General features: G+C 69.9%; 7 protein-coding genes and 1 pseudogene. 5 read left to right on the top strand and 3 right to left on the bottom strand.

What is annotated here, in order from left to right; all coding sequences use genetic code 11:
• The 3 genes from E1293_RS40540 to E1293_RS40530 all read left to right on the top strand — a co-directional run.
• On the top strand, window positions 1-1,325 hold a 1,325-nt coding region (locus E1293_RS40540), incomplete at its 5' end, for an extracellular solute-binding protein (protein ID WP_341770247.1).
• Window positions 1,322-2,314, top strand: coding sequence for a carbohydrate ABC transporter permease (locus E1293_RS40535; protein ID WP_132204382.1), 993 nt, complete (start codon window positions 1,322-1,324; stop codon window positions 2,312-2,314). The genes E1293_RS40540 and E1293_RS40535, both read left to right, overlap by 4 nt.
• Window positions 2,311-3,141, top strand: a complete 831-nt coding sequence (locus E1293_RS40530; RefSeq protein WP_132204380.1) for a carbohydrate ABC transporter permease — start codon at window positions 2,311-2,313, stop codon at window positions 3,139-3,141. Before E1293_RS40535 ends, E1293_RS40530 begins: the two co-directional genes overlap by 4 nt.
• A 129-nt stretch (window positions 3,142-3,270) precedes the next feature.
• Here the strand turns inward: E1293_RS40530 and E1293_RS49910 are convergent.
• A pseudogene (locus E1293_RS49910) lies at window positions 3,271-3,423 on the bottom strand (acyclic terpene utilization AtuA family protein); the annotation flags it as partial.
• A 269-nt stretch (window positions 3,424-3,692) separates the two neighbouring features.
• Between E1293_RS49910 and E1293_RS40520 the strand changes: the two are divergent.
• Together E1293_RS40520 and E1293_RS40515 are read left to right on the top strand one after the other, a co-directional pair.
• Window positions 3,693-3,881, top strand: a complete 189-nt coding sequence (locus tag E1293_RS40520) for a hypothetical protein (protein WP_132204378.1) — start codon at window positions 3,693-3,695, stop codon at window positions 3,879-3,881.
• A gap of 97 nt (window positions 3,882-3,978) precedes the next feature.
• On the top strand, window positions 3,979-5,025 hold the full coding sequence (locus tag E1293_RS40515; RefSeq protein ID WP_243717308.1) for a lytic polysaccharide monooxygenase auxiliary activity family 9 protein: 1,047 nt from the start codon (window positions 3,979-3,981) through the stop codon (window positions 5,023-5,025).
• A 152-nt stretch (window positions 5,026-5,177) separates the two neighbouring features.
• On the opposite strand, the gene E1293_RS40510 is transcribed toward E1293_RS40515, so the two are convergent.
• The gene (locus E1293_RS40510) at window positions 5,178-6,917 is read right to left on the bottom strand and encodes a glycoside hydrolase family 6 protein (RefSeq protein ID WP_132204374.1); all 1,740 of its coding nucleotides are present in this window, start codon (window positions 6,915-6,917) and stop codon (window positions 5,178-5,180) included.
• A gap of 42 nt (window positions 6,918-6,959) precedes the next feature.
• Window positions 6,960-8,456, bottom strand: a complete 1,497-nt coding sequence (locus tag E1293_RS40505; RefSeq protein ID WP_132204372.1) for a cellulase family glycosylhydrolase — start codon at window positions 8,454-8,456, stop codon at window positions 6,960-6,962.
• Between the last annotated feature and the right edge of the window lie 314 nt (window positions 8,457-8,770).

The raw sequence follows: 8,770 nt of genomic DNA, 5'->3' as shown, positions 1-8,770 counted from the left end.
GCCCACCCCCGATCCAGGAGGCCATCATGGGCACCCCACACCTATCGCGCCGGTCCTTCCTCACCGCGGTCTCCGCGGGCGCCGTGCTGGCCACGGCCGCGCCCATGCTCGCCGCCTGCGGCGACGGCGACTCCGGGTCGGGGGACGGCAAGGTGACCATCGAGTGGATGGACATCGCGACCACCGAACCGTCCCAGACGCTCTATCCGCAGATCGCCAAGGCCTACGAGGCCGCCCATCCGAACGTCAAGATCAAGCTCACCAACCTGGAGAACGAGGCCTACAAGTCGAAGATGACGGCGCTCATCGCCTCCGGGAAGCTGCCGGACATCTTCATCACCTGGGGCGGCGGCGTGCTCAAGCAGCAGATCGACGCCGGCCTGGTCAAGGACCTCACCTCCGACTCCTCTCAGCTGCTCGGCACCATGACCCCGGTCTCGCTGAAGCCGTACCAGTTCGACGGCAAGACCTACTCCGTCCCCTACGACATGGGCGGGGTGGGCTTCTGGTACAACAAGAAGCTCTTCGAGAAGGCCGGGATCAAGGAGCCTCCGAAGACCTGGGCCGCGTTCCTCGACGCCGTCGGCAAGCTCAAGTCCGCGAACGTCACGCCCATCGCGCTCGGCGGCAAGGACAAGTGGCCCGGCATGTACTACTGGGCCTACCTGGCGATGCGCGTCGGCGGCCTCCCCGCGGTGGATCAGGCCGTGAAGAGCAACGACTTCGGCACCCCCGCGTTCCTCCAGGCCGGGCAGCACCTGAAGGAGCTCACCGACCTGCAGCCCTTCCAGAAGGGCTTCCAGAACGCCGGATTCGACGCCCCCGGCGGGCAGGCGGCGACGATGGGCGCGGGCAAGGCCGGCATGTCGCTGATGGGGCAGTGGGCGCCGGCGGTGCAGAAGGACGCCTCCGGCAAGGACCTCGGCAAGGACCTCGGCTGGTTCCCCTTCCCGACCGTCGAGGGCGGCCAGGGCACGGCCACCGAGGTGTTCGGCGGCGGCAACGGCCACTCGCTCAGCAAGGACGCGCCCAAGGAGGCCGCCGACTTCCTGAGCTTCCTCATGAACCAGGAGAACGAGAAGAAGCTCGTCACCTCGGGCGCGTTCATGCCGGTCCTGAAGGGCGCCGACAGCGAGCTGGACCCGAACCGCAAGCTGGTCGCCGACGCGCTGAACGGCTCCACCGGGTTCCAGCTCTACTTCGACCAGGCGTTCCCGCCCGCCGTCGGGCAGCAGGTCAATGACAGCACCGCGTCCCTCATCGGGGGCAAGAGCTCACCGGAGCAGGTCGCACAGCAGGTGACCAAGGCGGCCAAGAGCCAATGACGCTGTCCGCCACGACCGACGACCGGCCGCGGCACGCCGTGCGGCCCCCGCGAAAGCGGGGCCGCAGGGCGCCGGCGGGAGAACGGCTGCGCGGGTGGCTGAGCACCACCTGGTTCCTCCTGCCGGCGCTGCTGCTGTTCTTCTTCTTCGTCCTGATCCCGATCGTCGTCGCGTTCTACACGAGCTTCTTCGACTGGGGCGGGTTCGGCCGCCCGGAGGACTTCGCCGGCCTCGGCAACTACCGCAAGCTGGCCGACGACCCCGTGTTCCACGGCGACCTCTGGCGCGGCCTCGTCATCGTCCTGCTGTCGATCGCGATCCAGCTGCCGCTCGCGCTCGGCACCGCCGTCCTGCTGAACCAGGAGATGCGCGGCCGGGCGGTGTACCGGGCGATCTTCTTCGCGCCCTACATCCTGTCCGAGGTCATCGCCGGCGTCCTGTTCGGCATCATCTTCCTGCCGGACGCGGGCCTCGCCGACCACATCTTCGGCGGGCTGCCGCTGGTCGGCGGCCTCGCCGGCAAGTGGTTCGCCGACCCCGCCACCGCGCTGCCCACCCTGTTCGCCGTCATGACATGGAAGTACTTCGGCTTCCACATGATGATCTACCTCGCCGGGCTGCAGGGCATCCCGAAGGAGGTGCTGGAGGCCGCGTCGATCGACGGCGCGAGCCCGTGGCGGCGGTTCCGCAGCGTCACGCTGCCGCTGCTGGCACCGACCGTGCGGATCAGCGTGTTCCTGTCCGTCATCGGCTCGATCCAGCTCTTCGACCTCGTGTGGGTCACCACGACGGGCGGGCCGACGCATTCAACGGAGACGATGGCCGTCACCATGTTCCAGTTCGGCTTCAAGCGCTACCAGATGGGCTACGCGAGCGCGATCAGCGTCGCCATGTTCCTCATCTGCATGGTCTTCTCCCTGCTGTACCAGCGCTACGCGCTGCGCCGCGACCTGCAGGGCGCGGTCACCTCCGCGGGAGGCCGCCGATGAGCCGCCCCGCGATCGCGCGGAGCCTGTCGCGGCACACGCTGGTGTGGGTGATCGGCTCGTTCATCGTCGTCCCGCTGCTGTACGCGGTGTTCGCGGGGTTCAAGAGCACCGGTGCCCTCACCACCGACCCCATCGGGCTGCCCGACCCCTGGCGGGTGTCGAACTACACCGGCATCCTGACGTCCGGCGACTTCTGGCGGCAGATCGGCAACAGCGTGCTGATCGCGGTCGCCACCACGCTGATCACGGTCGTGGTGGCGGCGCTCGCGGCGTTCGCGTTCGCCCGCTACGCCTTCCGGGGCCGCGAGCTGTTCTTCACCCTCTTCGCGGCGGGCCTGATGTTCCCGCCCGCGGTGGCGGTGCTGCCGCTGTTCGTCCTGCTGCGCTCGTTCGGCCTGCTGGACAACCCGCTCGGCGTGATCCTGCCGCAGGCCGCGTTCCAGCTGCCGCTGACGATCGTCATCCTGCGGTCCTTCTTCCGGACGATCCCCGGGGACCTGGAGGAGGCCGCCATCATCGACGGCTGCACCCGGTTCGGGTTCTTCTGGCGCATCCTGCTGCCGATGGCGAGACCCGCCATCGGCACCGTGTCGGTCCTCGCCATCGTGACGAGCTGGAACAACTTCTTCCTGCCGCTGCTGGTGCTGGCCGACCCGAAATGGCAGACGATCCCGGTCGGCATCCAGCAGTTCCAGGGCCAGTACGCGACGGACTACGCGCTCGTCATGGCCTACATCGTGCTGGCCATGGTCCCGGCGATCGCCTTCTACGCGATCGCCGAACGCCAGCTGATCGGAGGACTCACCGCGGGCGCCACGAAGGGCTGACCTCGATCTCCAGCGACAGCAGCCGGGAACTGAGCCCCTTGCCGTGCGCGTCCAGGGCCAGCGATGTGCTGACCCCGCCGGAGCGAGCCGCTCCGCGACGATCCGCCCGGCCGGCTCCGCGCGGGCCCGGGCGTCCGGGCCCGCGTAGGAGATCTCGGCCTCGGCGCGGTGGCCCGCGTGGTACCCGACGCTGACCTTGAGCGTCTCCGGCCCCGGCCGCCCGGCGGCGCCCCGCACGAGCACCCGGTCCGGGCCGGTCTCCTCGACGGTGACGCCCCGCACGTCAAGTAGGACGTCGGGGGGTGCGGTACGCGGCCGGGTCGGTGATCTCGTACAGCAGCTGCTCCGTCAACCACTTCGCCGGGTTTCTCGCTGGCACGGGCGGGCTGGTGCGGATTGCGACGCCGACCATTTCTTCTGCGCCTTCGCGCCCGGCCACCCGCTCGGGCGCCGCCGGGCGGACGAAGCGGTCCCGTGGGCTGCTTTCGACGGGCACGAGTTCATCGCGTTCGACCGGGCGAGCAGCGTCCGATCTTCGCTGACCGCGGGCTGTGCGAGGCGGGCGTGCGGACCGGCCCGCGCTCACCCGCCCGATCGGTGTCGTGTTCGGCCCGCGGCGGCCGCAGGTGCCCGCCGTCCGGCACTTCCTGGAGCTGCTGGAGACCAGTCCGGACCTCGGCCTCGACCTGGCCGAGGGCGCCGAATGGACCACCGGGGCGGCCGGGCCGATGAAAGCCTGAAAGTGCCGTTCACGGGCCCGCGGAGGCGGAGTTAGCTTCCGGTTGGACAGGAGTCTCGGCCCGTGACGGGAGGATGATGGGAAGGCGAAGACGAAGGATGCTCGCCGCCGGGGCGGTGCTCGGCCCCGCCATGGTGGCCGGCGCCCTGCTGGCGGCCCCGCCGGCGTCCGCGCACGGCGCGATGATGATGCCCGGCAGCCGCACCTACCTCTGCTGGAAGGACGGGCTGACCTCGACCGGGCAGATCGTCCCGCACAACCCGGCGTGCGCGGCGGCGATCGCGCAGAGCGGGACGACCTCGCTCTACAACTGGTTCGCCGTGCTCCGCTCGGACGGCGCCGGCCGCACCCGCGGCTTCATCCCCGACGGTGAGCTGTGCAGCGGCGGCGCGGTCGTCTACGACTTCAGCGGCTACGACCTGGCCCGCGACGACTGGCCGGTCACGCACCTGACGTCCGGCGCGAACGTCGAGTTCCGCTACAACAAGTGGGCCGCCCACCCGGGAACGTTCCGCAGCTACATCACGAAGGACACCTGGAGCCCGACCCGCCCGCTCAGCTGGGACGACCTGGAGGACGAGCCGTTCTACAGCGTCACCGACCCACCGAGCGTCGGATCGCCGGGCAACGAGGACGCCTACTACCACTGGAACGCGCCGCTGCCGTCCGGCAAGAGCGGCCGGCACATCATCTACAGCGTGTGGCAGCGCTCCGACAGCAACGAGACGTTCTACGGCTGCTCCGACGTGGTCTTCGACGGCGGCAACGGCGAGGTGACCGGCGTCGGCGAAGGCGACGGCGACCCGACGGACCCGCCCACCGACCCGCCCGGTGACCCGGGCATGGTCTGCAAGGCCGACTACCGCGCCGTCAACAGCTGGGGCGGCGGCTACCAGGGCGAGATCACCGTCACTAACAGCGGCACGCTCCCGCTCAACGGCTGGATGGCCCACTTCACCTTCGCCAACGGCGAGACGGTCGACAGCCTGTGGAACGGCACCTTCACGCAGTCCGGCCCCGATGTGACCGTCAACAACGCGGACTGGAACGGGGCGCTGGCCGTCGGCGCCTCCGCCACGTTCGGGTTCACGGTGAAGGCACCGTCCTCGGCGACCACGCTCGAACCGCACTGCATGACCTCCTGAGTTCCCGGCAAGAGCAGTACGTGGCCCGCGGAGTCCGGCAGGGGACACCGCGGGCCGCTCCCTTTCCCGGTGCCTCCCGGCGGCCGGCCCGAGGACATGGAGAGGCCCCGTGACCGGAGCGCGTCACGGGGCCGTTCTCTCCCTTGGGTCGGTTACTGGACGGGCGGGTTGGCGTTCTCGAGCAGCTCCTGGAACTGGGCGGAGAACCAGTGGCCGGACAGCGGCGCGTCCGCCAGGGCCCCGCTCATGTGGTTGTTGTTACGCGGGTTGCCCTCGTACGTGGGGTCGCACATCCGGTCGAAGCCCTTGCCCTCGTCGTTCGGGATCTCCGAGCTGGCCCCGTCCGACTCGCCCGGAGGCTTCATCCACACGTAGGCGTCGATGCCGGACGCGGGGGCCGCCTTCGGCCGCTCGCCGAGGCCGGCGCCCGCCTGGTTGCACCAGTTGCCGAGGTGGATGCGCCGGTCGATCCGGCCGCCGTCCACATAGGCGTTGACGTCGGTCTGCGGGCCGGGACCGGTCGGACGCTCAGCGCCGCCCCAGCCGTTGCGGCTGGTGTCGATGAGCATCCCGATGCCGGAGTCGAACCCGTCGCTGACGAGCTCCTGGCGGAACGCCTGGGCGTAGGACTGCTCGTCGACGTACCGGTTCCAGTCCACCCAGGTCGACTGGCGGACGGACGTGCCGTTCACGCTGTCGTTGATGGTGAAGTAGGGCTCGGTCAGCGCGCCGTAGTTCGCGGTGTTGGTGATGAACCCCGCGACGTTGCCCTTCGAGCCGGACTGGTCCGCCACGTCGGCCAGCAGCTGCGCGGACGAGCCGAAGTTGTCGTCCCAGCCGAGCCAGCCGTGGTGGCCGATGTCGATGTAGTTGTAGACGTTGGACAGCGCGCCGAGCTTCTGCAGCGCGTAGGCGATGCCCTTCTGGTAGTTGCCGTTCGCCTTCATGACGTTGCAGTTCTCGGTGGCGGTCGGCCGGTCGCCGGCGTTGGTGATCAGGTTCGGCAGCGAGTCGATCTCCACCACCGCGGCGATCCGCAGCTCGGCGTACTTCGCGTCGCCGAGGATCTCCGCGATCGGGTCGATGAACTGCGTCTTGTACTTGTCGAGCTCGGTCGGGCCGAGCTCGCCGTTGGACGCGAGCGCCGCGCAGTCGCGGCCGGGCAGGTCGTAGACGACCAGGTTGACCAGCCCGGCGCCCTGCTCCAGGGCCTCGTCCAGGTGGTCGCGCAGGCCCATCCCGCCGTTGACGCCCTCGATCGCGGCGATCCGGTCCAGCCACACGCCGGTCGGCTGGTTCGAGACCGCGCCGCCGCCCGGCTCCGCGGCCGCCTTGGCCGACCATTCGGGGTTCACGTACTGCTTCACGCCGGCGTACGGGTTGGCGACGCGGTCGCCGGGGTCGCCCGGATCGCCCGGGTCGCCTGGATCGCCCGGGTCACCGGGGTCGCCCGTCGACCCGTCGCACAGGGTCCCGTTCAGCTTGAACTGGGCGGGAGCCGAGTTCGAGCCGGAGTAGGTGCCCTGGAAACCGGGGTTGACCGACGCGTTCGTGCTCAGCGTCGTGGCCCAGCCCGGGTTCTTCACGGTGACGTGCTTGCCGGACTGGGTGACCGTGCCGTTCCAGCCGGACGTCACCTGCTGGTCGCCGGCGAAGTCCCACTCCAGCGTCCAGCCGCTGCTGATGGCGTCGCCGAGGTTGGTGACCGTCACGGAGGCGGTGAAGCCGCTGCCCCAGTCGTTGGTGGTGTAGCCGACCTTGCAGCCGGCGGCCGCGCTGGCCTGGGCCTGGGCCAGCGCGACCGTGCCTGATGCGAGCAGCACGGCCACCGTGGCGGCCGCGGCGCCGCGGCGCCGGACGCCGCGCCTCCTGCGCGCGTGGGGGTGTTTCATCCGGATTCCTCCATCTGGTTGGGGTGGACTTCTTCCGGGTGGTCAGCGGGCGGACCGCAGGTGGTCGCGGAGCCCGGCTCCGTACGCCGTCGGGGTGCCGTCGTAGGAGCTGATCAGGGAGGGGCCGCTGGAGCAGTCCCAGGTGTTCCACGTCCAGCCGAGGTAGGACGCGCCGTGCCCGTCCAGCCAGGCCATCAGCGTGTCGACGTAGGAGTGGCCGCAGGTGTTCTCGCCGATCTCGCCGGCGACGAGCGGGACCTGCGCCGCGACGGGCGCGAGCTGCTGGTCCCAGCAGGACGCGTCCTTGCAGTAGTTGAAGTTGTAGGAGTGCCAGGCGGCGGCCAGGTTCCCGGTGGGGTCGGACGGCTTCTGCGCGAGCCACTGCCCGAGGTCGTTGGAGTAGCTGCTGCCCGCGACCATGACGACGTTCTGCGCGCCGGTCGACCGGACGGCGTCGAGCAGGTCCTGCATCCCGGCCGCCTCGTAGGTCAGGCCCGTGCAGGCGGAGCCGCCGTCGCGCCAGCACAGCCACGACTGGCCGTAGTCCATGACCTGGAGGTTGTTCGGGTACGGCTCGTTGAACAGGTCGAACACGACCGCCGTGTCGCCCTTGTAGGCGGTGGCGAGCTGCTTCCAGAATTCGGTCGCGTACTGGGCGTCCGGCATCGGCTTCTGGCACTCGGCCGCCGCCGTCTGGCAATGGCTGTCGTAACCCGTCCACAACCCGTGCGACCAGTGCAGTTCGAGAATGGGCGTGATGCCGTTCTCTTCGAGCAGGCCGACGTAATTCTGGACGGCGTTCTGGTAGTTGGCGCCCCGGTAGGCGGCGTCGACGTTGTCCAAGCCCAGCCAGCAGTCGGAGTTGAGCGGAACCCGGACGGCATTGACGTTCCATCCCTTTATGGCCGCCACCGAGGACGCGTCCATCGGGCCGTCCCAGATTCCGTTGCCCTGGACGCAGGCGAATTCGCCGCCGGACCGGTTCACACCGCGCAGCCGCACGGTGTTCCCGCCGGAGTCCACGAACGCGTTCCCGGAGACCTTGAGCTCGGGCGCCGTCCCGTCGGACGGGGGAGTGGTCGGGTCCGTCGGAGGGTCGGTCGGGTCGGTGCCGCCGTTGCACGCCGTCCCGTTGACGGCGAAGTCCGCCGGGGCGGAGTTGGCGCCGCTGTAGGTGAACTGCGCGCCGACCTGGAGCGCCGTGCCTGCCGCGAGCGTGGCGTTCCAGCTCTCGTTGGCGACCGTGACGGTCGTGCCGGACTGCGTCCACCGGCCGTTCCAGCCGCTCGTGAGCTGCTGGTTCCCGGTGTAGGAGTACGTCAGTGCCCAGCCGTCCATGGCCGATCCCCGATTGGTGATCGTGACGGCGGCGGTGAAGCCGGTGCCCCAGTCGTTCACGGAGTAGTCGACCTGGCAGGCCACGGCGGCATGGGCCGCCGGAGCGCCGAGCACGCCGGCGCCCGCGACGAGCGAGCCCGCCGCGCAGAGCGCGCCGGTCAGCGCGGCGACCGCACCGGTGCGCGGGGAAGGCGATCTCATGTGATCTTCGCTTTCACGTCGGGTGTTTCCGCTTGGGAGCGCTCCCACTCCTGGACTGCGGTGAACGTAGAACGCCCCGGACGCGACATGGAAGTCTTGTTCCATTCCTTTCACGAACTTTCACGCCGCCTCGCGTGCGCGGTGAGGGACGCGAACACCCGCACCGAATTCGTTCTCGCTGTGACTCTTGACACGATGGGCGTCCGATCGGATTCTTGGGAGCGCTCCCACTACTCCCGACCCGGTCCACCCCCGCGAAAGGCCGGGACCCCCCGAAGGGAGTGCCGAAGCGTGACCATCACCCACCCCCCGGA

It is taken from the genome of Actinomadura darangshiensis, from assembly GCF_004349235.1.
Classification (GTDB): Bacteria; Actinomycetota; Actinomycetes; order Streptosporangiales; family Streptosporangiaceae; genus Spirillospora; species Spirillospora darangshiensis.
Note: the sequence above shows the minus strand (reverse complement) of the source record. Positions and strands in the feature narration are given on the sequence as shown.